This window comes from Microcoleus sp. BR0-C5 (assembly GCF_036705045.1).
In the GTDB taxonomy this organism is placed as follows: Bacteria; Cyanobacteriota; Cyanobacteriia; order Cyanobacteriales; family Microcoleaceae; genus Microcoleus.
In genome coordinates, this window is sequence record NZ_JAUBTR010000205.1 from 1 (window position 1) to 1,327 (window position 1,327).

The following is a 1,327-nucleotide window of genomic DNA, read 5'->3' on the forward strand; positions in this document are numbered from 1 at the left end:
CTAGTACAGCTCGGCAGAAATAGACAGACTATATTTGTGGTAGAATAACATAGTTAGCTTAGAGCCCTTTAGGTGTTCTCCTGAGTGAGATATGGCCTTATTAATGCCTAAGATATTAAATTTAAGCGATGGGGAGCGTCATGAACTTCAGAAATTGATCGACAAACACAAAACGCCGCAACAGCTCGTGCTACGAGCCAAAATAATTCTCATGGCATCAAATGGTCAAAACCATCGTGAAATAGCCCGAAACAAGCGAGATTAATCGGCAAATGGCTAGTTTGTGGAGAAACCGATGGTTGGAGAGCGAGGGAAAAGACTTATCGATTTTGCAAAGATTAGAAGATCGAGAGCGTATTGGCGCACCAGCCAAATTTAGCATGGAACAAGTAACGGAGTTATTTGCAATGGCCTGTTCTGAGCCGTCCGATTATGGACGACCAATAAGTCATTGGAGTGCGAGAGAACTGGCGGAGGAAATCATGTTTCAAGGCATTATTGAAAGTATATCCATCCGCCATGTTGGCAGATTATTAGAAGAAGCCTCCCTTAAACCACACGCCTCGCGCTACTGGTTAACCCCCCCCAGTGGATGAAGAATTTGATGAAAAAGTCAAAAATATTAGCGACTTATATCTGACTGCAATTGAACGCGCACGGGCAAGGAGAACACACAATATCAGTTGATGAAATGACAGGGATTCAAGCTATTGAACGGAGCGAAAAAGACTTGGCAATGAGACCAGGTAAAGTGACAAGAATAGAGTTTGAATATATTCGTCATGGTACGCAGACCCTGATAGCTAATTTCAACATTGCGAATGGTAAGATTATTAAACCAATTTGTGGGAATTCGAGAACAGAAGCGGATTTTCTGCTCAATATTCGTCAAATCATTGAAACCGATACCGCAGCAAAATGGCATCTGATTATGGATTGTCTGAATACTCACCAATCTGAATCACTGGTGCGTTTGGTTGCAGAAAAAGAAGGCTTAGATATTGACCTCGGTATTAAGGGAAAAAGCGGCATACTTAAATCCATGAAATCCCGAGCTGTTTTTTTAAGTGACCCAACACATCAAATTGTTTTCCATTACACGCCCAAACATTCTTCGTGGCTTAATCAGATTGAGATTTGGTGGGAGCATTTTGGTTCGGAAATTACTAAAAAGAGCAAGTTTTACCAGTCAGCACGATCTGAAAAATCGCATCCTCAATTTTATTAACTACTTTAATCAAACAATGGCAAAACCTTTTAAGTGGACATATAAGGGTAAAGTCTTGGCCGTTTAATGGCCTGTCTATTTCTGCCGAGCTGTACTAGT

Annotated in this window: 2 protein-coding genes; both read left to right on the forward strand. The window is 41.1% G+C overall.

The features are described from left to right. Nucleotides 1-272 precede the first annotated feature (272 nt). The gene (locus QUB08_RS31945; protein WP_333230310.1) at nt 273-596 is read left to right on the forward strand and encodes a helix-turn-helix domain-containing protein; all 324 of its coding nucleotides are present in this window, start codon (nt 273-275) and stop codon (nt 594-596) included. Nucleotides 597-646: 50 nt separating this feature from the next. After that, nucleotides 647-1,228, forward strand: coding sequence for an IS630 family transposase (locus QUB08_RS31950; RefSeq protein WP_445300985.1), 582 nt, complete (start codon nt 647-649; stop codon nt 1,226-1,228). Nucleotides 1,229-1,327 lie beyond the last annotated feature (99 nt).

Coding starts and splice junctions, on each gene's coding strand:
- QUB08_RS31945 (WP_333230310.1), top strand. CDS start 273: ATGGCTAGTTTGTGGAGAAACCGATGGTTGGAGAGCGAGGGAAAAGAC.